The sequence below is a fragment of the Exiguobacterium sp. s46 genome, assembly GCF_018618875.1.
In the GTDB taxonomy this organism is placed as follows: Bacteria; Bacillota; Bacilli; order Exiguobacteriales; family Exiguobacteriaceae; genus Exiguobacterium_A; species Exiguobacterium_A abrahamii.
The window spans coordinates 32,308-54,388 of record NZ_JACSMY010000005.1 but is presented as its reverse complement, the minus strand read 5'-3'; the positions used below and the strand labels follow the sequence as shown (position 1 = coordinate 54,388).

39 protein-coding genes are annotated in these 22,081 nt (G+C 47.7%); 1 reads left to right on the top strand and 38 read right to left on the bottom strand.

Going from position 1 to position 22,081, the window contains the following annotated elements; all coding sequences use genetic code 11:
- Positions 1 to 320 precede the first annotated feature (320 nt).
- From KNQ08_RS16010 to KNQ08_RS16000, 3 genes are all read right to left on the bottom strand, one after another.
- Positions 321 to 923, bottom strand: coding sequence for a KinB-signaling pathway activation protein (locus tag KNQ08_RS16010; RefSeq protein ID WP_058266102.1), 603 nt, complete (start codon positions 921 to 923; stop codon positions 321 to 323).
- Between the two features lie 2 nt (positions 924 to 925).
- Positions 926 to 1,957 carry an Mrp/NBP35 family ATP-binding protein gene (locus KNQ08_RS16005; RefSeq protein WP_023466657.1) on the bottom strand — a complete coding sequence of 344 codons (1,032 nt, stop codon included), beginning with the start codon at positions 1,955 to 1,957 and terminating at the stop codon, positions 926 to 928.
- A 144-nt stretch (positions 1,958 to 2,101) separates the two neighbouring features.
- Positions 2,102 to 2,752 carry a M15 family metallopeptidase gene (locus KNQ08_RS16000; RefSeq protein ID WP_214725593.1) on the bottom strand — a complete coding sequence of 217 codons (651 nt, stop codon included), beginning with the start codon at positions 2,750 to 2,752 and terminating at the stop codon, positions 2,102 to 2,104.
- A gap of 96 nt (positions 2,753 to 2,848) precedes the next feature.
- Between KNQ08_RS16000 and KNQ08_RS15995 the strand changes: the two genes are divergently transcribed.
- Positions 2,849 to 3,136: a hypothetical protein gene (locus tag KNQ08_RS15995; protein ID WP_214725591.1), complete on the top strand. Its 288-nt coding sequence runs from the start codon at positions 2,849 to 2,851 to the stop codon at positions 3,134 to 3,136.
- A 93-nt stretch (positions 3,137 to 3,229) separates the two neighbouring features.
- Here the strand turns inward: KNQ08_RS15995 and rpsI are convergent, their stop codons facing one another.
- The 35 genes from rpsI to rplC form a co-directional block, all read right to left on the bottom strand.
- Positions 3,230 to 3,622 (bottom strand): 30S ribosomal protein S9, encoded by a 393-nt coding sequence (rpsI, locus tag KNQ08_RS15990; protein ID WP_023466655.1) that lies wholly within the window; start codon positions 3,620 to 3,622, stop codon positions 3,230 to 3,232.
- 24 nt (positions 3,623 to 3,646) lie between these two features.
- Positions 3,647 to 4,084: a 50S ribosomal protein L13 gene (gene rplM, locus KNQ08_RS15985; protein WP_023466654.1), complete on the bottom strand. Its 438-nt coding sequence runs from the start codon at positions 4,082 to 4,084 to the stop codon at positions 3,647 to 3,649.
- Between the two features lie 168 nt (positions 4,085 to 4,252).
- Positions 4,253 to 4,987: a tRNA pseudouridine(38-40) synthase TruA gene (truA, locus tag KNQ08_RS15980; RefSeq protein WP_214806298.1), complete on the bottom strand. Its 735-nt coding sequence runs from the start codon at positions 4,985 to 4,987 to the stop codon at positions 4,253 to 4,255.
- Complete coding sequence (locus KNQ08_RS15975) at positions 4,987 to 5,778, bottom strand: energy-coupling factor transporter transmembrane component T family protein (protein WP_149426607.1); 792 nt, start codon at positions 5,776 to 5,778, stop codon at positions 4,987 to 4,989. The genes truA and KNQ08_RS15975 overlap by 1 nt, the downstream gene beginning before the upstream one ends.
- Positions 5,775 to 6,629 (bottom strand): energy-coupling factor transporter ATPase, encoded by an 855-nt coding sequence (locus tag KNQ08_RS15970; RefSeq protein WP_149426606.1) that lies wholly within the window; start codon positions 6,627 to 6,629, stop codon positions 5,775 to 5,777. Before KNQ08_RS15970 ends, KNQ08_RS15975 begins: the two co-directional genes overlap by 4 nt.
- A complete protein-coding gene (locus KNQ08_RS15965) occupies positions 6,617 to 7,447 on the bottom strand; it encodes an energy-coupling factor ABC transporter ATP-binding protein (RefSeq protein WP_029343095.1) in 831 nt (276 codons plus the stop codon). The genes KNQ08_RS15970 and KNQ08_RS15965 overlap by 13 nt, the downstream gene beginning before the upstream one ends.
- 98 nt (positions 7,448 to 7,545) lie before the next feature.
- Positions 7,546 to 7,917 carry a 50S ribosomal protein L17 gene (gene rplQ, locus KNQ08_RS15960; protein ID WP_023466649.1) on the bottom strand — a complete coding sequence of 124 codons (372 nt, stop codon included), beginning with the start codon at positions 7,915 to 7,917 and terminating at the stop codon, positions 7,546 to 7,548.
- Positions 7,918 to 7,950: 33 nt separating this feature from the next.
- Positions 7,951 to 8,895 carry a DNA-directed RNA polymerase subunit alpha gene (locus KNQ08_RS15955; protein WP_023466648.1) on the bottom strand — a complete coding sequence of 315 codons (945 nt, stop codon included), beginning with the start codon at positions 8,893 to 8,895 and terminating at the stop codon, positions 7,951 to 7,953.
- A gap of 137 nt (positions 8,896 to 9,032) precedes the next feature.
- Positions 9,033 to 9,428 (bottom strand): 30S ribosomal protein S11, encoded by a 396-nt coding sequence (gene rpsK, locus KNQ08_RS15950; protein ID WP_023466647.1) that lies wholly within the window; start codon positions 9,426 to 9,428, stop codon positions 9,033 to 9,035.
- A gap of 16 nt (positions 9,429 to 9,444) precedes the next feature.
- Positions 9,445 to 9,810, bottom strand: a complete 366-nt coding sequence (gene rpsM, locus KNQ08_RS15945; RefSeq protein ID WP_023466646.1) for a 30S ribosomal protein S13 — start codon at positions 9,808 to 9,810, stop codon at positions 9,445 to 9,447.
- 20 nt (positions 9,811 to 9,830) lie between these two features.
- Positions 9,831 to 9,944: a 50S ribosomal protein L36 gene (rpmJ, locus tag KNQ08_RS15940; RefSeq protein WP_003156543.1), complete on the bottom strand. Its 114-nt coding sequence runs from the start codon at positions 9,942 to 9,944 to the stop codon at positions 9,831 to 9,833.
- Between the two features lie 33 nt (positions 9,945 to 9,977).
- Complete coding sequence (infA, locus tag KNQ08_RS15935; RefSeq protein ID WP_012369032.1) at positions 9,978 to 10,196, bottom strand: translation initiation factor IF-1; 219 nt, start codon at positions 10,194 to 10,196, stop codon at positions 9,978 to 9,980.
- A 149-nt stretch (positions 10,197 to 10,345) separates the two neighbouring features.
- The gene (gene map, locus KNQ08_RS15930) at positions 10,346 to 11,098 is read right to left on the bottom strand and encodes a type I methionyl aminopeptidase (protein ID WP_023466644.1); all 753 of its coding nucleotides are present in this window, start codon (positions 11,096 to 11,098) and stop codon (positions 10,346 to 10,348) included.
- Positions 11,098 to 11,745, bottom strand: a complete 648-nt coding sequence (locus tag KNQ08_RS15925) for an adenylate kinase (protein WP_023466643.1) — start codon at positions 11,743 to 11,745, stop codon at positions 11,098 to 11,100. The genes map and KNQ08_RS15925 overlap by 1 nt, the downstream gene beginning before the upstream one ends.
- A gap of 71 nt (positions 11,746 to 11,816) precedes the next feature.
- Positions 11,817 to 13,106 carry a preprotein translocase subunit SecY gene (gene secY, locus KNQ08_RS15920; protein WP_023466642.1) on the bottom strand — a complete coding sequence of 430 codons (1,290 nt, stop codon included), beginning with the start codon at positions 13,104 to 13,106 and terminating at the stop codon, positions 11,817 to 11,819.
- On the bottom strand, positions 13,106 to 13,546 hold the full coding sequence (rplO, locus tag KNQ08_RS15915) for a 50S ribosomal protein L15 (protein WP_035399353.1): 441 nt from the start codon (positions 13,544 to 13,546) through the stop codon (positions 13,106 to 13,108). The genes secY and rplO overlap by 1 nt, the downstream gene beginning before the upstream one ends.
- A 35-nt stretch (positions 13,547 to 13,581) precedes the next feature.
- Complete coding sequence (gene rpmD, locus KNQ08_RS15910) at positions 13,582 to 13,767, bottom strand: 50S ribosomal protein L30 (protein ID WP_023466640.1); 186 nt, start codon at positions 13,765 to 13,767, stop codon at positions 13,582 to 13,584.
- 18 nt (positions 13,768 to 13,785) lie between these two features.
- Entirely contained in the window at positions 13,786 to 14,286 is a 501-nt protein-coding gene (gene rpsE / locus KNQ08_RS15905; RefSeq protein WP_023466639.1) for a 30S ribosomal protein S5, read from the bottom strand.
- A gap of 22 nt (positions 14,287 to 14,308) precedes the next feature.
- Complete coding sequence (gene rplR, locus KNQ08_RS15900) at positions 14,309 to 14,659, bottom strand: 50S ribosomal protein L18 (RefSeq protein WP_023466638.1); 351 nt, start codon at positions 14,657 to 14,659, stop codon at positions 14,309 to 14,311.
- A 37-nt stretch (positions 14,660 to 14,696) separates the two neighbouring features.
- Positions 14,697 to 15,233: a 50S ribosomal protein L6 gene (rplF, locus tag KNQ08_RS15895; protein WP_023466637.1), complete on the bottom strand. Its 537-nt coding sequence runs from the start codon at positions 15,231 to 15,233 to the stop codon at positions 14,697 to 14,699.
- A 31-nt stretch (positions 15,234 to 15,264) separates the two neighbouring features.
- Positions 15,265 to 15,663 carry a 30S ribosomal protein S8 gene (gene rpsH, locus KNQ08_RS15890; protein WP_012369023.1) on the bottom strand — a complete coding sequence of 133 codons (399 nt, stop codon included), beginning with the start codon at positions 15,661 to 15,663 and terminating at the stop codon, positions 15,265 to 15,267.
- Between the two features lie 31 nt (positions 15,664 to 15,694).
- Positions 15,695 to 15,964 (bottom strand): 30S ribosomal protein S14, encoded by a 270-nt coding sequence (gene rpsN, locus KNQ08_RS15885; protein ID WP_023466636.1) that lies wholly within the window; start codon positions 15,962 to 15,964, stop codon positions 15,695 to 15,697.
- Positions 15,965 to 15,978: 14 nt separating this feature from the next.
- Entirely contained in the window at positions 15,979 to 16,518 is a 540-nt protein-coding gene (gene rplE / locus KNQ08_RS15880; protein ID WP_023466635.1) for a 50S ribosomal protein L5, read from the bottom strand.
- A 31-nt stretch (positions 16,519 to 16,549) separates the two neighbouring features.
- Entirely contained in the window at positions 16,550 to 16,861 is a 312-nt protein-coding gene (gene rplX, locus KNQ08_RS15875) for a 50S ribosomal protein L24 (protein ID WP_012369020.1), read from the bottom strand.
- A gap of 34 nt (positions 16,862 to 16,895) precedes the next feature.
- Positions 16,896 to 17,264 (bottom strand): 50S ribosomal protein L14, encoded by a 369-nt coding sequence (gene rplN, locus KNQ08_RS15870; protein WP_012369019.1) that lies wholly within the window; start codon positions 17,262 to 17,264, stop codon positions 16,896 to 16,898.
- 48 nt (positions 17,265 to 17,312) lie between these two features.
- Positions 17,313 to 17,576, bottom strand: coding sequence for a 30S ribosomal protein S17 (rpsQ, locus tag KNQ08_RS15865; RefSeq protein ID WP_023466634.1), 264 nt, complete (start codon positions 17,574 to 17,576; stop codon positions 17,313 to 17,315).
- A 31-nt stretch (positions 17,577 to 17,607) separates the two neighbouring features.
- On the bottom strand, positions 17,608 to 17,811 hold the full coding sequence (gene rpmC, locus KNQ08_RS15860; RefSeq protein ID WP_012369017.1) for a 50S ribosomal protein L29: 204 nt from the start codon (positions 17,809 to 17,811) through the stop codon (positions 17,608 to 17,610).
- Entirely contained in the window at positions 17,798 to 18,235 is a 438-nt protein-coding gene (gene rplP / locus KNQ08_RS15855; RefSeq protein ID WP_012369016.1) for a 50S ribosomal protein L16, read from the bottom strand. Before rplP ends, rpmC begins: the two co-directional genes overlap by 14 nt.
- A gap of 33 nt (positions 18,236 to 18,268) precedes the next feature.
- Complete coding sequence (gene rpsC / locus KNQ08_RS15850) at positions 18,269 to 18,925, bottom strand: 30S ribosomal protein S3 (RefSeq protein ID WP_023466633.1); 657 nt, start codon at positions 18,923 to 18,925, stop codon at positions 18,269 to 18,271.
- A 12-nt stretch (positions 18,926 to 18,937) separates the two neighbouring features.
- Complete coding sequence (rplV, locus tag KNQ08_RS15845) at positions 18,938 to 19,270, bottom strand: 50S ribosomal protein L22 (RefSeq protein ID WP_012369014.1); 333 nt, start codon at positions 19,268 to 19,270, stop codon at positions 18,938 to 18,940.
- Between the two features lie 20 nt (positions 19,271 to 19,290).
- Positions 19,291 to 19,569, bottom strand: coding sequence for a 30S ribosomal protein S19 (rpsS, locus tag KNQ08_RS15840; protein WP_012369013.1), 279 nt, complete (start codon positions 19,567 to 19,569; stop codon positions 19,291 to 19,293).
- Between the two features lie 63 nt (positions 19,570 to 19,632).
- Entirely contained in the window at positions 19,633 to 20,463 is an 831-nt protein-coding gene (gene rplB / locus KNQ08_RS15835) for a 50S ribosomal protein L2 (protein ID WP_023466632.1), read from the bottom strand.
- Between the two features lie 32 nt (positions 20,464 to 20,495).
- On the bottom strand, positions 20,496 to 20,780 hold the full coding sequence (rplW, locus tag KNQ08_RS15830; protein ID WP_023466631.1) for a 50S ribosomal protein L23: 285 nt from the start codon (positions 20,778 to 20,780) through the stop codon (positions 20,496 to 20,498).
- A complete protein-coding gene (gene rplD, locus KNQ08_RS15825; RefSeq protein WP_023466630.1) occupies positions 20,780 to 21,403 on the bottom strand; it encodes a 50S ribosomal protein L4 in 624 nt (207 codons plus the stop codon). The genes rplW and rplD overlap by 1 nt, the downstream gene beginning before the upstream one ends.
- Positions 21,404 to 21,432: 29 nt before the next feature.
- A complete protein-coding gene (gene rplC / locus KNQ08_RS15820) occupies positions 21,433 to 22,059 on the bottom strand; it encodes a 50S ribosomal protein L3 (protein WP_023466629.1) in 627 nt (208 codons plus the stop codon).
- Positions 22,060 to 22,081 lie beyond the last annotated feature (22 nt).

Genomic DNA, 22,081 nt, shown 5'->3' with positions numbered 1-22,081 from the left:
ACCGAAGTCACGATTGACGAAGCTTGCGCTTCATTCATTTTTGTATTCCGTAGAATACGATTTTTGCCTCATCGTTCAGTTTTCAAAGTCCAATATGTCATTTGACGACTTTTAAATCTTACAGTAAAGTAATATGTGATGTCAATTACTTTTTTGAAGTTTTTTTCGTCTGTGACGCTCGCGTTTGGCGTGTGCCTCAGCGACATGTATTAATATATCAACTCTTGTTTTTTTCGTCAACTGTTTTTCTAAAAAAACTTTAGAAAAAAGATAGACCCGCTTGAACCGGTAAAACACTACCCGTTCGCGGGTCTTTTTCGTTACGCCTGTTTTTGAGATTGTCCTTGAGAAGCGGGCTTTTCTTGCAAGCGATGCAGCATTAGAATCTGATACGCATTACAGATTAAAAGTGTCGCAAGTGCCGCCCATAACATCCGCTTATCTTGTGTTGCCTGCAAAGCAGGTACCCATTCGATCAACGTGATGACTGTCATGAGGAACAATGTCGGAATGAACGCTGTGAAGTTCGTTTCCCGTGCTTTCGTCCGCGCGACTAAGAACGCTATTAACAGCAAGACGACCATCTCACCAATATAAAGGCTCGTCTTATCAAAGCCGTATGCTAATCCGCGTAGATAAACACCATCAAATAGTGCAAATGCAATCAAGACGACCTGGACACGATTCCAAAGCTTTGCGCCGCGGAATAAATCGAGTCCGACGCGATGTAAGATCAAGTACGAGAAGAATCCCATCAAACTGATGGCTGTCCACGTACTACTGTAGGAGAGAGCCGTCACATATCCGCTAATCGATTGATTTCGGATATATCCAGGTTCTGCTACCAAGTTAAACACGAAGCCGGCGAGCGTTCCGATTAGGAGCGTCATCCAAAACAGCTTCAAAAATCCTTTAATCTTCATTCTTATCCCTCTACTTTTTCGATGACACGCGTGGCGAGTTCATTATAGTACGTCTCAAATGGATGTTCATCGCGATAGATCGATGGGGCGAAGTCCGCATCATTCGCATATGGTTGTCCAAGTGGAATCTTAGCTAGAATATCGGTTTTTAACGCTTCTGACAACCTCTCTCCGCCACCACTACCGAAGACATATTCTTTTTCGCCTGTCACTTTACTTTCAAAGTACGCCATGTTCTCGACGATTCCGAGGAGACGATGGTTCGTTTTAATTGCCATTGCTCCTGCTCGTGCTGCAACGAAAGCGGCTGTTGCGTGAGGTGTCGTGACGATGACTTCCTGACAGCTCGGGAGCATCGAATGAATATCGAGTGCGACATCCCCTGTTCCCGGTGGAAGATCAAGCAACAAGTAATCGAGATCGCCCCATTCGACGTCTGCGAAGAAGTTGTTGAGCATCTTCCCGAGCATTGGTCCCCGCCAGATGACTGGTGCATTATCTTCGACGAAGAAGCCCATTGAGATGACCTTGACGCCAAAGCGTTCTGGTGGAACGATTCGGTCGTTCACGACAGTCGGACGTGTTTCGATTCCCATCATGTCTGGAACACTAAAGCCGTAGATATCGGCATCAATCAAACCGACCTTCTTCCCTGCTCGTGCGAGGGCGACTGCTAAGTTAACGGAAACCGTCGATTTCCCGACGCCCCCTTTACCAGAAGCGATCGCGATGAACGTCGTACCAGATTCTGGTTTGAGAATTGATGGTGTCGTAGCTGCTTGAATCCCGTGATCACCGAGTGCCTCAAAACGGAGTCCCACCGTCTTGAATCCTTTTTCTTTCAGTTCCTTGACGATTTGCTGTTGGAGCACGAGTTGCTCCCCAGAACCGGATTGTGCTAAAGCGATTTTCAGACTGACATAATCACCTTTAATCCGGACGTCACGAATGCCGTTCGTATCTGCAAGCGGGCGGTCAATCGTCGGATCGACGAGCGTTCCGACTACCTCGCGAATTTCTTGTTCATTCAACATAGTGCCTTCCCCCTGAAAACGTTCGATTTAATCCCTATTAGTATAACAAAAATAAGAGAGCGCTTGCACATTTCGACACCGGAAAGGATGACTTTTCCATGTCCAGTGTCGGTTTTCATCATTTTACTCGATCATTCGCTCGTTTTAGAACATTCGGTTCCATGTACCAGGACCCACGACACCATCGACATCAAGTCCTTGACGTGTTTGATAGGCACGCACCTTCTGAGCCGTCTCTGCATCAAAGCGCTGAGTCACGGTTGCTTTGACTGCACGTTGGATCCGTTCGATATCCCGCGGATTCATATTGGCTGCACCTTGATATAACGGACGACCTGGATACGGAACGATCGCACGAGAGCGATTAGTCGTTTCTTCAGACACTCCTAGTAATTCAAAGTGTGGATAATCCTTAAAGCTCGTCCAGTCCCCACCCCAAGAAAAGCCACGTCGTTTCATCGCAGCAACAATCTTTTGAAAGCTTTGGTCGTTTCGAAACAGCGCTTGTGTACCGTCTTTGGAATATTGAAAGAGGTCGACGGCAATGCCGCGGTTATGATTGGATTGTCCCCCACGTGCATTCGTTACGATTGGTCCCGGTAGTGTCCGTCCCTGTGCGTACAACCGATTCTGTTCTGCAATGGATCGGTACCCTTGTGCGACGCCTACATAAATCCCTTGCGCATGCATCTCCCGAATGACCTCTTGCGTCCGTTTGGCGACTTCTCGCGAAAGTCCCGAAGCATTCAACTTCCGATTCGCTCGCTCGAGTAACCAGCTGATCGATAATGCCATCTATGCTCACTCCCTTTGTCTCCTGTTCCCGAAAACAAAATCCGCTATACTTATGGAATGCAGAATGATTTTAACTCATATCAAAAGGAGCATCCTATGAAAAAACGCATCATTTGGACACTTGGCGTCACCTGTCTCTTACATCTTAGCTTCGTCCTGTATCTGACGCTGCAACCGACTGTCGCTACCGAGACGAAGTTACCGGACAATGCAACCGTCTTAAGTGAAGAAACCTCTTTTACAGGACATGTCGGTCAAGCGACGGCACATACACCTACCCAATTCATACAATCTCTCTTTGTTTGGAGCATCCCGCTGACGATCGTCATCCTCTACGTTCTTCTGACGATATTGCACCGATTACGCTCCACTCCGTCGACTTGACTTGAATCGCTGTTCTGACACTTCGTCAGGAGAGCGGTTTTTTAGTGCATAAAAAAACCTCCCACCACAAGGGTGAGAGGGATTCGAAAAGAATTAACGTTTCGAGAATTGTGGTGCACGACGAGCTGCTTTAAGACCGTATTTTTTACGCTCTTTCATACGAGCATCACGAGTCAAGAAGCCTTTCGCTTTGAGTGCGCCGCGGAATTCTGGATCCGCTTGAAGAAGAGCACGTGAGATACCGTGACGGATAGCGCCTGCTTGACCAGTGAAGCCGCCGCCTTTGACCGTTACGATTACATCGTACTTGCCTTCTGTTTCTGTGATTACGAGTGGTTCTTTTGCAGTCATGATCAATGTCTCATAACCGAAGTATTCGCTGATATCGCGACCGTTAACTGTGACTTTACCGTCTCCAGCAACGAGGAAAACGCGCGCTGCCGCGTGTTTCCGGCGACCAGTGCCGTAGTAACGTACATCTGCCATCGTGTAGTTCCTCCTAAATTCGTATTAACCGCGAAGTTCGTAAACTTCTGGTTGTTGTGCTTCGTGCTTGTGTGCAGCTCCAGCGTAGACGTGGAGTTTGTTGAACATTTGACGACCGAGGCTACCTTTTGGAAGCATCCCTTTGATCGCGAGTTCAAGCATGCGCTCAGGTTTGTTAGCAAGCATATCGCGTGCAACAGTCTGCTTTAAGCCGCCTGGATGACCAGAGTGACGGTAGTAGACTTTTTTGTCGAGTTTGTTACCAGTTAAAACGATTTTCTCAACGTTGATGAGGATAACGTTATCCCCACAGTCAACGTGTGGTGTGAACGTAGGCTTGTGCTTACCACGGAGAAGTGATGAAACTTCGCTCGCAAGGCGACCGAGTGTTTTACCTTCAGCGTCGATAAGGAGCCATTTGCGTTCTACATCAGTAGCTTTCGCCATGAAAGTTGTGCGCATGTAAAATACCTCCTAAGGAATTAAAAGTTCTGTTTTTGATTTTTCATTTATTCACTAGGTGAATCTATCATAATCTTAGGTGTACGGGGCTAAGATTGTGGTTTCATAATAAATGAAATGCCAATAAACATTGTATGTTTTTTAATAGCCAATGTCAATTGCCTTTTTTCACTCCGGATAGAAAACTTCCCATAGATAGAGTCCATGGGGAGGCGCTGTCACGCCTGCGACGTTCCGGTCCTTTGCCAGCAACATTTTTTTAATGTCCTCTGGTGCAAAACGACCGCGTCCGACGTCAAGTAACGTCCCGACCATAATCCGGATTTGATTATAGAGAAACCCACTGCCCTGGAACCGAAAGACGAGTTCGTCACCGACTGTCATCAACTCTGCCTCGTAAATCGTCCGGACCCGGTTATCCGTTTCCGTCTTCGCGACACAGAACGAACTGAAATCGTGCGTGCCGACGAGATGTGCCATCCCTTGACGGATGAGCTCGAGATCGAGCGGATACGGAATATGAACCGATAGATTCCGACGAAACGCATTTTCTTTGCGGCGGACGAAATAGCGGTATTCCTTCCCTACGACATCGTAACGCGCTTCAAAGATCGGTTCGACCTCCTCGCAGCTCCGGACACGAATATCCGCTGGTAAGAGCGTATTCAGTGCCTTGACGACGTTCTCCGGTGGAATCGCTAGTTCCGTATCAAAATGAATGACTTGCCCGTAGGCATGCACCCTCGCATCCGTCCGTCCCGACCCGATGATCTTGACGGGATGTTTGTGCATCCGCGCAAGTGTCGTTTCAATTACTTCTTGAATCGTCAATCCGTTTGGTTGCACCTGATACCCGGCGTAGCCGGTTCCGTCATACTGAATCGTACATTTTAAACGACGCATTAACCGATCCCTCGCAATCCTACTAAACTGATCGTTAGGAGGACGAGTAGGATGATCAGACCTGTATCCCGCATCGTCCACTTGGACTCCCGTAAGCGTGTCCGTCCCTCTCCTCCACGGTATCCCCGCGCTTCCATTGCTGTCGCAAGATCCTCCGCCCGCTTAAAGGCGGAGATGAACAACGGAATCAATAACGGAATGATCGCCCGTAAACGTTCCTTGATCGGTCCTGCCGATAAATCAACACCACGTGCTTGCTGTGCCTTCATGATTTTCTCCGTCTCCTCCGCTAAGGTTGGTAAGAACCGAAGTGAGATCGATAACATTAAGGCGATCTCATGCGTTGGAACACGGACGACCTTGAACGGCTTTAATAACAACTCAATCGCATCTGTCAATTCGATCGGTGAGGTCGTCAGCGTGACGAGTGTCGTGATCGAGACAAGATAGAAGAAACGTAATGAGACGATGATCGCGAGTCGCAGTCCTTCTTCGTAGATCCGAAGCCAGCCGAACTCAAAGAGGACAGCCCCTTCGCGCGTGAAGAACAGCTGGATGACGAACGTAAAGACGATCAGGAAAAGAATCGGTCGCAGTCCCTTTAGAACATAACGAAGTGGTAACCGACTACTCATGAGTGCTAAGAACGTAAAGATGAGTAAAAAGATGTTCGTTGCTGCATTGTTCGCGAGAAAGACGAGCGGAATGAAGCAGAAAGCAAAGATGATCTTCGCAAGTGCCGACGACCGGTGCAAGTACGACTGACCGGGAATATGTTGTCCGACGATCATTCGCTCACCCCTTTCGTCATCAACCACTCGATCAATTCGGTCTCCGTCCGGATCTCCGGTCGTTGCAATCCACGCCGATCAGCGACTTGCCAAGCAAGCGATAGGACGTGCGGGAGATCGAGGTGGAATTGCTCGAGCAATGTCTCTTCTTTAAACAGATCAAGCGGTAGCCCGTCAAACGCCACCTGGGCGTCTTCCATGACGATGACACGCTCGGCATACTCAAGCACCTGATCCATGTCGTGCGTGATCAGGAGCAACGTCATACCGGTCTCTGCATGGAGCCGGGCAAATAGACTCAGCATATGCTTGCGCCCTTGCGGATCGAGTCCTGCCGTCGGCTCATCGACGATCAACACGTCTGGTTGACTAGCGAGTACGCCGGCAATTGCAACACGCCTCATTTGCCCACCAGACAGGTCAAACGGCGAACGACTCCAAAAGACTTCATCGAGTCCGACAGTCCGTAATGCCTCTTTCGCTAATTGCTCAGCCTTCGCGGCGTCATGACCGAAGTTCATCGGACCGAACATGACATCCTTTAAGACCGTCTCTTCGAACAATTGATATTCCGGATATTGAAAAACAAGCCCGACGCGACGTCTTAATGGCTTGAGGTCTTGTTTTTTCTTCGGTTCGACGATGATGTCATCGACTTGTACCTTCCCCGCTGTCGGCTTGAGCAACCCATTGATGTGCTGCACGAGCGTCGATTTCCCGGATCCGGTATGCCCTACAAACGCAACAAGCGCCCCTGACGGAATCTCAAGATTCACATCACGTAGCGCGACTCGTTCGAACGGACTATTGAGTTGATACGTATAATTTAATTCCTGGATTAAGATTGGCATAAACGGTTCACCAATTCTCTTTCATCTAGTATCGTCTCCTCGAGTGAGAGACCTTGCGCCCGTAAACGTTCTTGTACCCGAACAACGAATGGAACATCGAGTCCGATGTCTTCTAAGAACGATGCATGACGAAAGACTTCCTGAGGGGATCCTTCTAATACGATTTTCCCGGCATCCATGACGATGACACGACTAGCCCGTAATACTTCGTCTAATTCGTGTGTAATCGCGATGACCGCCATTGGGTGAGTCGCATGGAGTTCCTGAACGGTCGACATGACCTCTTGTCGTGCTAATGGATCAAGCATCGATGTAGCTTCATCGAGCACGAGAACATCAGGGCGCATCGCAAGCGCCGAAGCGATTGCGACACGCTGCTTCTGTCCGCCGGATAGTTGATGGGGTTCCCGATCAACAAAATCCGTAAGGCCAACGCGCGCTAGACTGTCGTCGATACGACGAACCATTTCCTCGCGTGGCACACCCCAGTTTTCTAGAGCAAATGCCACGTCGTCGCGCACGGTCGTGCCAACGAATTGATTATCTGGATTTTGGAAGACGATGCCGATTGCTCGGCGCATCTCCCACAGTTGCTCCGGATTCGCACTTGAAAAGCGCTCAGCAACCGTGACGGTCCCTGTCTCCGGTAACAACAATCCATTAAACAATTTCGTCAGCGTTGATTTTCCAGAGCCGTTGTGACCAACGATGGCGACCCATTCACCTGAACGAATCGTCAGAGAGACCTCGTGTAGGGCTGCTTGCTCCTGTTCCGGATACCGATAGGTGACCTGTTCCAGTTCAATCAGCTTGTCCATGATCTCTCCTCCTTCATCAAATCAATACTTTCATTTTGTAGCAAAAGGGCAGAAGCGGGATACGCACTGCCCTTTTATGGCGAATCATTTAATGAGGATTAAACGAGTTCGATGATGACCATTTCTGCGCCGTCACCACGACGTGGTCCCATTTTCATGATGCGTGTGTAACCACCTTGACGCTCAGCAAAACGTGGAGCCACATCAGCGAATAATTTTTGGATCGCGTCTTGTGCTTTGCCCTCTGCGTTTTGACCAGCAGCTTCACGGCGAACGAACGATGCAACTTGACGACGAGCGTGGAGATCACCGCGTTTACCTAAAGTGATAAGTTTCTCTACGACTGGACGAAGTTCCTTCGCTTTTTGTTCTGTAGTTTGGATACGCTCATTGATGATGAGATCAGTCGCAAGGTCACGCAAAAGTGCCTTACGTTGTGAGCTTGTACGGCCTAATTTCGAGTATGCCATGGATGGATTCCCTCCTTCGTGCAATTAATAGTATTAGTCTTCTTTGCGCAAGCCTAGTCCGAGTTCGTCGAGTTTCGCTTGAACTTCCTCGAGTGATTTACGTCCGAGGTTACGGACTTTCATCATCTCGTCTTCGCTCTTATTCGCGAGTTCTTGAACCGTGTTGATACCAGCGCGTTTCAAACAGTTGTACGAACGAACTGAGAGATCGAGTTCTTCGATCGTCATTTCGAGTACTTTTTCTTTTTGATCTTCTTCCTTTTCGACCATGATTTCAGCATGGAGCGCTTCGTCCGTAAGACCAACAAAGATGTTTAAGTGTTCTGTCATGATTTTCGCACCGAGTGACACTGCTTCTTCAGGGCGGATTGAACCGTCCGTCCAAACATCTAGCGTCAACTTATCGAAGCTCGCATCTTGACCGACACGTGTTTTTTCAACTTGATAATTTACACGTTGAATTGGCGTGTAAATCGAGTCGATTGGGATTACACCGATTGGCATATCGTCCCGTTTGTTATCTTCAGCCTGAACATACCCACGACCACGGCGTGCTGTAAGACGCATATGAAGTGATGCACCTTCTGCAAGCGTTGCGATGTGAAGTTCTGGGTTGAGGATTTCGACGTCGCTGTCATGCGTAATGTTCGCAGCAGTGACAACACCAGCGCCTTGAATATCGATCTCAAGCGTTTTCTCTTCTTCCGAGTACACTTTGAGGGCGAGTTTCTTAAGGTTCAAGATGATTTGGGTAACGTCTTCTACAACGCCATCAATCGTCGAGAACTCATGAAGAACGCCATCGATTTGGACTGCAGTGACTGCAGCACCCGGAAGTGAAGACAATAGGATACGACGCAATGAGTTACCAAGCGTTGTACCGAATCCACGCTCAAGCGGCTCAACTACGAATTTACCAAACGTAGCGTTCTCGCTTAACTCGATCGTTTCAATCTTCGGTTTTTCGATTTCGATCATCTGAACCCCTCCTTGAATATCGTCATGTTGGCCATCGCGTTCAATCGCCAACCGCCTTGTGTACGTTTCTACTGCCTTGCTTGGTCAAACGATCAACAAAAGTCTACTCGAATCCCCGCTCTGCAGTACAAGACGGGTTACACGCGACGACGTTTTGGAGGGCGGCAACCGTTGTGTGGTACTGGAGTAACGTCACGGATTGCAGTGACTTCGAGACCGATTGCTTGAAGAGCACGGATAGCTGCTTCACGACCTGCACCAGGACCTTTAACGTTAACTTCTACAGTACGCATACCGTTATCCATTGCTGTTTTAGCAGCTGTTTCAGATGCCATTTGTGCAGCGAAAGGAGTCGATTTACGTGAGCCTTTGAAGCCCATGTTACCTGCAGTTGCCCAAGAGATTGCATTCCCTTGCATATCAGTGATCGTAACGATCGTGTTGTTGAATGTTGAACGGATATGCACGATACCAGATTCAATATTCTTTTTGACTTTACGTTTACTACGAACGTTCTGTTTGCGTTTTGCCATCTTAGTTTACCCTCCCTTACTTCTTCTTGTTCGCTACTGTACGGCGTGGGCCTTTACGAGTACGCGAGTTGTTTTTAGTGTTTTGACCACGAACTGGAAGACCACGACGGTGACGAACACCACGGTAGCAACCGATTTCGATCAAACGTTTGATGTTGAGTGAGATTTCACGACGAAGGTCACCCTCAACTTTGATTTTGTCTAAACCATCACGAAGTTGGTTCAATTGTTCCTCAGTCAAGTCGCGAGTACGAGTATCTTCAGAGATACCAGTTTCTTTCAAGACTTTTTGAGCAGTCGTTTTACCAACACCATAGATGTAAGTGAGTGAGATGACGATGCGTTTCTCACGTGGAATATCTACACCAGCAATACGTGCCATGTGTGCACCTCCTTGTTTAATTACCCTTGTTTTTGTTTATGCTTAGGGTTTTCGCAAATAACCATTACTTTGCCTTTACGGCGGATAACTTTACATTTTTCACAGATCGGTTTAACCGAAGGTCTTACTTTCATTGTGAATACCTCCTCCTGAAAAAATCGGAGTTTTTATTTGAAACGGTATGTGATCCGTCCGCGAGTCAAGTCGTATGGTGACAACTCAACCGTTACTTTATCTCCTGGCAAGATCCGAATGAAGTGCATCCGAATTTTTCCTGAGACGTGCGCGAGGACCGTGTGGCCGTTTTCTAACTCCACCTTAAACATCGCGTTTGGAAGCGGCTCGATAACCGTACCTTCCACTTCGATTACATCTTGTTTCGCCATCAATTATACCCCTTTCTCTATAAAGTTGATTGGGAGCCCAGACGATTTGTAGCGCTAGGGGCTTTCTACAAGAGCCATTGAGAGATCATCGGTCACAAACACGAGTGGATACTGGCTTATAGAAAGGTGACACCAATAACGCGCACAGCTCACTCTGCATCGACCGTTAAGATCTCGTAGCCGTCGTCTGTGATGGCGATGGTGTGCTCAAAGTGGGCGCACATGCTACCGTCCACCGTCACTACCGTCCAATTGTCGGATAGTGTGCGAACATAGCGTTTCCCGACGTTGACCATTGGCTCAATTGCCAGTGTCATGCCGGTTTTCAGGCGCGGCCCTTTCCCCGGTGGTCCATAATGTGGAATTTGCGGATCTTCATGCAAATTTTGTCCCACGCCGTGGCCCACATATTCGCGGACTACAGAAAAATTCGCAGCTTCAACATGTGACTGAATCGCATGCGAAATATCTGTCAGGTGCACGCCAGCTTTGGCGCGCTCCAATCCTTTATACAGAGATTCTTCAGTTACGTCAAGTAACCGCTTCGTCTCTTCAGAGATTGTACCTACCGGATATGTCCAGGCTGAATCTCCGTGATACCCATTGTACTCTGCTCCGATGTCAATCGAGATGATGTCACCGTCCTGAAGTACACGATCTCCCGGAATACCATGGACAAGCTCTTCGTTCACGGAAGCACAGATGCTACCCGTGAAACCATTATACCCTTTAAACGATGGTGTTGCCCCTTGACTTCGAATATAGCGTTCAGCGATCGCGTCGAGTTGCCCCGTCGTGATACCTGGGCGAATGTGAGCTTGAAGCTCCTTATGCGTCCGGGCGACGATTTGTCCTGCTTTACGCATGATGTCGATTTCACGCGGCGCTTTCGTGATGATCATTACTGATCACCAAGGAGTGCCTGAACATCGGAATATACATCGTTGATTGGACGATCACCGTCCAAATTACGAAGATACCCTTTTTCTGCGTAAAAGTCAATCAAAGGTTGCGCTTGAGCGACGTTGACTTCCAAGCGACGACGTACTGTCTCCTCTTGGTCATCTTCACGTTGTACAAGTGCTGATCCGTCGATATCACAGATCCCCTCCACTTTTGGTGGGTTGTAGAGAACATGATACGTTGCTCCGCAAGTTGGGCAAATCCGGCGACCTGTCAAACGAGGGACAAGTTTCTCCGGGTCTACACCGATGTGGATGACGTGATCAATTTGTTTGCCCAGATCTTCAAGTAATGCTTCAAGAGCATCTGCTTGTTTCACTGTGCGTGGGAAACCGTCAAGGAGAAAACCATTTGCACAGTCTTCTTTGGCGAGACGCTCACGTACGATGCCGATTGTGACTTCGTCCGGAACGAGTTCCCCTTTATCCATGTATGATTTCGCTTCTTGTCCGAGTGGCGTTGAATCTTTGATCGCCGCGCGGAACATGTCGCCTGTCGAGATGTGGGGGATCGCATAGTCTTCGATGATTTTCGCAGCCTGCGTTCCTTTACCAGCACCCGGCAAACCCATCAATACTAGATTCATGTCGGTAGCCTCCACTTCTATAGCTCTATAGACACAACAGAAAGGAAAGGGATGGTCCCCTTCCTCCCGCCTTATCGGATAAAGCCTTTGTAGTGTCGTTTAACCAATTGGCTTTCAATCTGTTTCATCGTCTCTAGTCCTACACCGATGACGATCAACAAGCTCGTTCCACCAATCTGCACCGAGTTCGGTAAGCCAGCAAACTTAATGAAGAATGTCGGCGTCACCGCGATGACAGCGAGGAAGAGTGAACCGAAGAATGTCAGACGGTATAGAATCTTCGTGATGTACTGCTCCGTTTGCTTACCAGGACGAATACCAGGAATGTATCCGCCTTGTTTTTGAAGGTTCTCTGCCATTTGTTCCGGGTTAACCTGAACGAATGTGTAGAAGTACGAGAACGCGATGATCAGTGCCACATAGATCGACATACCGATTGGACTCGTATAGTCGAAAATGTCACGGATCTTCGTTGCCGTCTCCGGACTTGCAAAGAAACTCGCAATCGTTGGTGGCGTCACCATGAACGACACCGCGAAGATGACTGGAATAACACCGGCAGCGTTCAATTTAATCGGCAAGTGTGCCGATTGACCGCCAACTGGTGTCCGGTTCACCGTACGCTTAGCGTACTGAATCGGAATCTTACGTGCAGCTTGCTGAACATAGATGACTCCGACGATGACCGCAATGATGATTAAAAGCAAGAGTACGATATAAAGCACGTTTACAAACAAAGCATCCCCTGCATTTTGGAGCTTCGTTTCGTAAATCTGGCGGAATGCATTCGGGAAGCCCGCGACGATCCCAGCGAAGATGATCATTGATATCCCGTTACCAATGCCCTTCTCCGTGATGAGTTCACCGATGAACATCAAGAATGCTGTTCCCGCTGTCAATACGAGTGCAATCATAACGTATGTCCAGGTGCCGAACTGTTCGTCGACAAGACCTGGGTAGATACGGTTAAATCCAAGCGCGATTCCAAACGCTTGGACTAAGCCGAGTACGATCGTTCCATAGCGCGTTACCGTTGCTAACTTCTTACGGCCCGCCTCTCCTTGTTTTGCCCATTCGGCAAACTTTGGAACAACGTCCATCTGTAAGAGTTGGACAACGATCGAGGCCGTGATATACGGCATGATTCCCATCGCAAAGAGTGAGAAATTCTGCAAAGCATTCCCGCCGAACGAGTTCAAGAAACCAAGAATACCATTCTGGTCAATCTTGAACACTTCCGTGTTTACCATCGGCACCGGGATATGTGCTCCAATCCGGAACACGATAACCAATGCCAAGGTAAAGAGAATGCGCCGACGAATGTCAGCTACGCGCCACATATTGGAGATCGCTTGAAACATTAGATCACCTCAACCGTACCGCCGGCAGCTTCGATTGCTTGCTTCGCAGCGTCGGAGAACTTATGAGCTTTGACTGTTAGTTTCTTTTCGATCTTACCGTTAGAAAGAATTTTCACGCCGTCTTTCATGCCTTTGACTGCACGAGTCTCGACAAGAAGTTCTGGAGTGACTTCAGTTCCTTCTTCAAAACGGTTGAGTGTGTCAAGGTTAATGACCGCGAACTCTTTACGAGTTGGGTTGTTGAAGCCGCGTTTTGGTAAACGACGGTAAAGTGGGTTTTGTCCACCTTCGAAACCTGGACGAACACCACCGCCTGAACGAGCTTTTTGACCTTTGTGACCACGGCCAGAAGTCTTACCGTTACCAGAAGACATACCGCGACCTACACGGTTGCGTTCTGAACGTGAACCAGCAGCTGGTTTCAATTCATGGAGTTTCATAGTGGGGCACCTCCTCATAAAATTATATCGAACTATTACTCTTGAATTTCTTTTACTGTCACTAAGTGTGACACGTGGTTAATCATCCCACGCATAGCAGCGTTGTCAGGTACGACAACAGTCTGGTGCATCTTACGGAGACCAAGCGTACGAGTAGTAACGCGTTGGTTCTCCGGACGACCGATCATGCTGCGTGTGAGGGTAACTGCGAGTTTCGCCATCTGTTTTCCCTCCCTTTCTTAACCGCGAAGTTCTTCGACGGTTTTACCGCGGAGTTTCGCAACTTCTTCAGCACGTTTGAGTGATGTGAGACCTTCGACAGTCGCACGAACCATGTTGATTGGAGTGCTTGATCCAAGTGATTTTGAAAGAATGTCGTTGATTCCCGCTAATTCGAGAACCGCACGAACTGGACCACCAGCGATGACTCCAGTACCTTCAGAAGCAGGCTTCAAGAAGACGTGACCTGCACCGAATACACCGTTGACTTCGTGTGGAATTGTTGTGTTAACGATTGGAACGTTAACCATGTTTTTCTTAGCATCTTCGATTGCTTTACGGATCGCTTCAGGCACTTCCTGAGCTTTACCCGTACCGAAACCTACGTGACCATTCTTGTCACCAACGACGACGAGGGCAGCAAAACGGAAGCGACGGCCACCTTTTACTACTTTCGCGACGCGGTTTACGGTAACAACGCGTTCTTCGAGTTGATCCATGTTAATTTCTAACTGGCGCATGTAGAGGTTCCCTCCTTTTCTATTAGAATTTGAGACCAGCTTCACGAGCTGCTTCAGCTACAGCTTTGATACGTCCATGATAGAGATATCCTCCACGGTCGAAAACGACTGTTTCGATACCTTTTTCAAGAGCGCGCTCAGCTGCGAGCTTACCAACTGCTGCCGCAGCGTCAGTCGTGTTGCCTTTTTCAAGGTCGAGTGATGATGCAGATGCGAGTGTTGCATGTGTTGCATCGTCAATGACTTGTACGTAAATGTTCTTGTTCGAACGGAATACGTTCATACGTGGACGTGTTGCAGTCCCGATGATTGTACGACGGACACGACCATGACGTTTTTTACGCGTAGCGTTTTTATCTGCCTTTGAGATCATTTATGCCACTCCTTTCCGGTCAATTCGCATTCGCGAATTACTTACCTGTTTTACCTTCTTTACGACGAACGACTTCATCACTGTAACGAATACCTTTACCTTTGTACGGCTCAGGTTGACGGTACGAACGGATCAATGCAGCGACGTGACCAACACGTTCTTTGCTGATTCCGCGAACGATGAGTTGCGTATTCGTAGGAACTTCGACTTCGATGCCTTGTTCCGGAGTGTACTCGATTGGGTGTGAGTAACCGAGGTTGAGTACGATTTTGTTACCTTGCTTTTGTGCACGGTAACCAACACCTTGGATATCGAGTGTCTTAGCGAAACCGTTGCTTACACCTTCGACCATGTTCGCGATAAGCGCACGAGTCGTTCCGTGGATCGTACGGCTTGCTTTCTCGTCGTTCGGACGAGTGACAGTCAATTCATTACCTTCTACGTTGATCGCCATAGCTGGGCTGAACTCGCGTGAGAGTTCCCCTTTAGGACCTTTTACCGTAACCGTGTTGTTTTCAACTGTTACTGTAACGCCTGCTGGGATGACGACTGGCTTTTTACCAATACGTGACATTTAAGACACCTCCGTTCTTTTTATGCGTGTATTACCAGATGTATGCGATCACTTCGCCGCCGACTTTTTGTTGGCGAGCTTCTTTATCAGTCATTACACCTTTAGATGTTGAAACGATAGCGATTCCGAGACCACCGAGTACTTTCGGGATTTCATCAGCTTTCGCGTAAACGCGAAGACCTGGTTTCGAGATACGTTTGAGTCCAGTGATGACGCGCTCGTTGCTTGCGCCGTATTTAAGGAATACGCGGAGCGTACCTTGTTTGCTGTCCTCGAGATATTCAACATCGCGGATGAAACCTTCACGTTTGAGGATTTCAGCGACTTCACGTTTGATTGTAGAAGCTGGCATTTCCAACTTCTCATGGCGAACCATGTTTGCATTACGAATGCGTGTAAGCATATCTGCAATCGGATCTGTCATAACCATGCGATGTACCTCCTTTCACAACTTTAATGAATTACCAGCTTGCTTTTTTAACACCAGGGATTTGACCTTTATGAGCAAGATCACGGAACTTAATACGGCTGATACCGAATTTACCAATGTAACCGTGTGGACGGCCAGTGATACTACAACGGTTGTGTAAACGAACCGCTGAAGAGTTACGTGGGAGTTTGCTCAAGCCGATGTAGTCGCCTTGTGCTTTCAATTCTGCGCGTTTTTCAGCGTAGCGCTCAACGAGTGCTTGACGTTTTACTTCACGTGCGATCATTGATTTCTTAGCCATGTTGTCGACCTCCCTTATTTTTGGAATGGCATGCCGAGTGCAGTGAGAAGCTCACGTGACTCTTCATCCGTGTTAGCAGTAGTTACGATAACGATGTCCATACCACGGACTTTCGATACGCGATCGTAGTCGATCTCTGGGAAGATCAATTGTTCCTTCACGCCTAGCGTGTAGTTACCACGGCCATCGAAAGATTTTTTCGATACGCCACGGAAGTCACGTACACGTGGAAGTGACACGTTGATCAACTTGTCGAGGAATTCGTACATGCGCTCGCCACGAAGTGTAACCTTCGCACCGATTGGCATACCTTCACGAAGTTTGAAACCAGCGATTGATTTCTTAGCTTTCGTGATGAGTGGTTTCTGACCAGTGAGGAGCTGAAGCTCTTCAACTGCCATGTCAAGTGCCTTAGAGTTCGTAACAGCGTCACCAACACCCATGTTGATTACGATTTTATCGACTTTCGGCGCTTGCATTACAGAACTGTAATTGAATTTCTCCATCATTACTTTGACGATTTCGTCTTGGTATTTAGCTTTTAAACGGTTCATCAGAAAGTGGACCTCCTTTCTTTAAATCTTCTTATTTATCTAAAGCTTCGCCCGATTTTTTAGCGATACGTACTTTCTTGCCGTCAACCACAGTGAAACCAACGCGTGTTGGGTTACCTGTCTTAGGGTCGATGAGCATAACGTTCGATACGTGAATCGGTGCTTCTTTCTCGACAATTCCGCCTTGCGGGTTGAGTTGAGAAGGTTTTGAGTGTTTTTTGATCATGTTAACGCCTTCGACGATTACGCGATCTTTTTTAGGCATAGCTGTAAGGACAACGCCTTGTTTGCCTTTGTCTTTACCAGTCATAACCTGAACTTTATCACCTTTTTTGACATGCATCGTTAGAGCACCTCCTTGTAGGAATTCTTTGGAATTAAAGTACTTCCGGTGCCAACGAGACGATCTTCATGAAGTCTTTTTCACGAAGTTCGCGTGCGACTGGTCCGAAGATACGTGTGCCACGTGGGCTTTTGTCATCTTTGATGATGACTGCTGCGTTTTCGTCAAAACGGATGTACGAACCGTCTTTACGACGAACGCCACGTTTAGTACGAACGACTACTGCGCGTACAACTTCACCTTTTTTGACAACGCCACCTGGTGTTGCTTGTTTTACTGTACAAACAATAACGTCACCGATGTTAGCAGTTTTACGACCAGAACCACCGAGGACTTTGATCGTCAAGACTTCACGAGCTCCTGAGTTGTCTGCTACTTTTAAGCGAGATTCTTGTTGAATCATACGATTGTACCTCCCTCCGGATGTTTATTCACCCGAACTAATTAGAGTTTAGATGATTACTGCTTCTTCAATGACTTCTACGAGACGGAAACGTTTGTCCTTAGATAATGGACGTGTTTCTTGAATGCGTACAACATCACCGATTTTAGCTGTGTTGTTTTCATCATGCGCTTTGTACTTTTTAGAGTAGTTTACGCGTTTGCCGTAAAGCTTGTGCTTTACTTTTGTTTCAACTGTAACTACGATCGTTTTGTCCATTTTGTCAGAAACGACGCGTCCAGTTAACACTTTGCGGTTGTTAGTGCGTTCCATTGAGTGTTCCTCCTCTCAGAATCCGAGTGAATTATGCGTTGTTGATGCCGAGTTCGCGTTCACGAAGAACGGTTTTCGCGCGTGCAATCGACTTGCGCACTTCACGGATACGAGCAGGGTTCTCAAGCTGACCAGTCGCGAGTTGGAAACGAAGGTTGAACAACTCTTCTTTCCACGAACCGACTTTACCGTTAAGCTCTTCAGTTGTTTGCTGACGGAGATCAGTTGCTTTCATTCGTATCACCACCATTTTCTTCACGTTTTACGAACTTACATTTTACTGGAAGTTTGTGTGATGCAAGACGGAGAGCTTCGCGTGCGATCTCTTCCGATACTCCTGCGATTTCGAACATTACTTTACCCGGTTTGACGACTGCTACCCAGCCCTCCGGAGCACCTTTACCTGAACCCATTCGGACTTCAAGAGGTTTTTTAGTGTATGGCTTGTGTGGGAAGATCTTGATCCACACTTTACCACCACGTTTCATATAACGAGTCATCGCGATACGCGCTGATTCGATTTGACGGCTAGTGATCCAGCTAGCTTCTTGAGCTTGGATACCGAACTCGCCGAAGTGTACTGTAGTACCACGTTTCGCTTTACCACGCATGTTGCCGCGGTGAACACGACGATATTTTACACGTTTTGGTAACAACATGTTGTGTTGCCTCCTTCCCTAGACGGATGTGGATTATTCTTCGTTTGCTGCTGCTTTTTTCGTAGGAAGCACTTCACCGTGGTGGAGCCATACTTTTACGCCAATTTTGCCGTAAGTTGTATCAGCTTCTGCAGTACCGTAATCGATGTCTGCACGGAGTGTATGAAGTGGAACTGTTCCTTCCGAATACTTCTCAGAACGAGCGATATCAGCGCCACCAAGACGACCAGAAACTTCAGTCTTGATTCCTTTGATACCAGAACGCATTGAGCGTTGGATTGATTGCTTCATAGCACGACGGAACGATACGCGACCTTCAAGTTGGCGAGCGATGTTCTCAGCGACGAGCTTAGCAACTGCATCCGGGTTTTTCACTTCAACGACGTTAACGTGAACGCGTTTGCCTTTTGCAAGGTTAGTGATGTCTTTACGAAGTGTTTCGATTTCAGAACCGCCTTTACCGATAACCATACCAGGCTTAGCAGTGTGAAGTGAGATGTTCAAGCGGTTAGCTGCGCGCTCGATTTCTACTTTAGAGACACTAGCGTCTTTAAGACGTTTTTCGATATATTCACGAACTACGTAGTCTTCATGAAGGAGATCAGCATAGTCTTTATCTGCGAACCAACGTGATTCCCAGTCTTTGATGATACCTACGCGAAGACCAGTTGGGTTAATCTTCTGACCCACGGTAATCCCTCCTTATTTTTCAGATACCACGATGTGAACGTGGCTCGTACGTTTGTTGATGCGGCTTGCGCGACCCATTGCACGTGGGCGGAAACGTTTGAGCGTTGGACCTTCGTTTACGTAAGCCTCAGTGACTACGAGGTTTTCGATGTTCATGTCGAAGTTGTGCTCAGCGTTCGCGATTGCCGATTTCAATACTTTCTCAACGATTGGCGTTGCTGCCTTGTTCGTGTAAGCAAGAATCGAAAGTGCTTCGCCGATTTGCTTCCCGCGGATTAAGTCTACTACGAGACGTGCCTTACGAGGAGCAATGCGAACCATATTAGCCGATGCTTTTGATTGCATAATGAGTACCTCCCCTCAGATTAACGTTTCGTTTTCTTATCGTTTCCAGCATGTCCTTTGTAAGAACGTGTTGGAGCGAATTCACCAAGTTTGTGACCGACCATATCTTCTGTCACGTAAACCGGTACGTGTTTACGACCATCGTAGACAGCGATCGTGTGACCGATGAACTCTGGGAAGATTGTCGAGCGGCGTGACCAAGTTTTGATGACATGTTTGTCACCAGCTTCGTTGGCTTTATCAACCTTAGCGAGCAGATGGTGATCTGCGAATGGACCTTTTTTCAAGCTGCGACCCATAGTTGTACCTCCCTTTGGCATGATTCAGGAACGGTTCCTACGAACCGTCCAGAAATCATGTAATTATTTTTTAGAACGACGGACGATATATTTATCGCTCGCTTTGTTTTTCTTACGAGTTTTGTATCCGAGTGCCGGTTTACCCCAAGGAGTAAGTGGGCCCGAACGACCGATTGGAGCACGTCCTTCACCACCACCGTGTGGGTGATCGACTGGGTTCATGACAGAACCACGAACTGTAGGACGTTTTCCGAGCCAGCGTGAACGACCAGCTTTACCGATATTGACGAGCTCGTGCTCTTCATTACCGACAGCGCCGACTGTTGCACGGCAAGTAGCAAGGATCATACGAGTTTCGCCTGATTGAAGACGAACGATCGCGTATTTACCATCTTTACCGAGAAGCTGAGCAGAAGTACCAGCTGCGCGAACGAGCTGACCACCTTTACCTGGCTTAAGTTCGATGTTGTGGATCAACGTACCGACTGGGATGTTTGAAAGTGGAAGAGCATTACCGACTTTAATGTCAGCTTCTGGTCCAGCCATGACTTGCATGTCTACTTTCAAGCCTTTCGGTGCGAGGATGTAGCGTTTTTCACCATCGATGTAGTGGATCAATGCGATGTTAGCAGAGCGGTTTGGATCGTACTCAATTGTAGCGACACGACCAGCGATGCCATCCTTGTTCCGTTTGAAGTCGATGATACGATATTTACGTTTGTGTCCGCCACCTTGGTGACGTACTGTCAAGCGACCTTGGTTGTTACGTCCGCCCTTTTTCGAAAGCTTTTCAGTTAACGATTTTTCAGGACGTGAAGCCGTAATCTCAGCAAAGTCAAGTGCAGTCATATTACGACGACCGTTAGTGGTCGGTTTAAACTTTTTAATTCCCATCGAGAGTTCCCTCCTTTTCTACAGAGTTCCGATTAACCGAGGTAATCGAGTTCTTTGCTATCTGCAGTAAGCGTGACGACCGCTTTTTTGCGGCGTGCTGTGTAACCAGCGTGACGACCTACGCGTTTTGCTTTTGGTTTTGAGATCAATGTGTTGACTTTGTCAACTTTCACTCCGAAGATCGCTTCAACTGCATCTTTGATTTGAGTCTTAGATGCCTTCACGTCTACTTCGAATGTGTACTTTTTCTCAGCCATTTGGTTTACTGAACGTTCAGTAATGACAGGACGTTTGATAATGTCGTGTGTGTGTGCCATTATGCAAGCACCTCCTCTACTCTCGCAACAGCGTCCTTCGTAATGATGACTTTGTCATGAGCGACAAGATCAAGGACGTTTACACCTGCAGCGTCAACGACTGTGACACCTGGGATGTTGCGTGTTGAAAGAACGACTGACTCGTTGTAATCAGCAGTAACGACGAGAACTTTACGTTCGATTGAAAGAGCAGCGAATACTGCGATCATGTCCTTAGTTTTAGGAGCATCGATTGTCAATCCTTCAAGAACGATGAACTCGTTGTTAGCGACTTTCGAAGAAAGTGCTGAACGAAGTGCGAGACGACGAACCTTTTTAGGAAGTTTGTAAGCGTACGAACGTGGTGTTGGACCGAAGACTGTTCCACCGCCAACCCATTGTGGCGAACGGATCGAACCTTGGCGTGCACGACCAGTACCTTTTTGTTTCCATGGTTTACGGCCGCCACCGCGAACTTCCGAGCGACCTTTTGTATCATGTGTACCTTGGCGACGTGAAGCTTGTTGCATGACGATTGCATCGTATACGACTGCTTCATTTGGCTCGATTCCGAAAACGGCATCTGCGAGCTCGATGTCTCCAACTTGTGTACCTGTTTGGTTAAGCAAAGCTACTTTAGGCATTCGTTATTCCTCCTTTCCTTGCAAACGGATTAGTTGCCTTTAACCGCAGTTTTGATGACAACTTGGCTCTTACGTGCGCCTGGGATAGCACCCTTGACGAGGAGTAAGCCGCGTTCTGCATCAACTTTTACGATTTCAAGGTTTTGAACAGTGATTTGCTCTCCACCCATGCGTCCAGGGAGCAATTTCCCTTTGAATACACGGTTAGGAGCAACAGGACCCATTGAACCTGGGCGACGGTGGTAACGCGAACCGTGAGCCATTGGACCACGTGATTGGTTGTGACGCTTGATTGCACCAGCGAAACCTTTACCTTTCGACGTACCTGTTACATCAACCATTTCGCCTGCAGCGAAAGTATCTGCTTTAATCTCTTGACCGATTTCGAAATCTGCTACTGATGTACGGATTTCTTTAATGAAGCGCTTAGGTGTCGCGTTTGCTTTCGCAGCGTGACCTTTTTGCGGTTTGTTTTGACGACCTTCTTTGATATCACCAAAGCCGAGTTGAACTGCTTCGTAACCGTCAACTTCCGTTGTTTTCAATTGAAGAACAACGTTACCTTCGACTGAAACGACAGTAACAGGGACGACTTCGCCTGACTCGTTGAAGATTTGTGTCATACCGAGTTTAGTTCCTAAGATTCCTTTAGCCATGAGATACACCTCCTAATATTGA